Origin of the sequence: Cobetia sp. SIMBA_158, assembly GCF_046566945.1 — a bacterium.
GTDB classification, from domain to species: Bacteria; Pseudomonadota; Gammaproteobacteria; order Pseudomonadales; family Halomonadaceae; genus Cobetia; species Cobetia amphilecti.
Genome location: NZ_JAWJYL010000367.1, coordinates 1 through 272, shown reverse-complemented (window position 1 = coordinate 272; position 272 = coordinate 1). Strand labels below are relative to the sequence as shown.

The 272-nt window shown below is 74.3% G+C and carries 1 protein-coding gene; it reads left to right on the top strand.

Annotated features, from left to right (window positions below):
• Positions 1-75 precede the first annotated feature (75 nt).
• A partial coding sequence (locus R2R70_RS20320) for a hypothetical protein (protein ID WP_410978947.1) occupies positions 76-272 on the top strand: 197 nt, incomplete at its 3' end.

The window sequence follows — 272 nt, the reverse complement described above, 5'->3', positions numbered from 1 at the left end:
CGTCGGCGTCGGCGCGCTCGTCGCGCGCGTGCTGCTCGCGCTCACGTACGGCGCATGACCGACAGGAGCCGAGCGATGTCCAACCCGACCCAACCGCCGCCGCCGAGCGCCGCCGACTTCGCGACGCGCGATCCGGCCAATGCTTCGTTCTGGGACGAGCGCTTCGCGCGCGGCGTGACGCCGTGGGAATTCGGCGGCGTGCCCGACGGGTTCCGCGCGTTCGCGCAGCGCCGCGCGCCGTGTACGGTGCTGATTCCAGGCTGCGGCAGCGC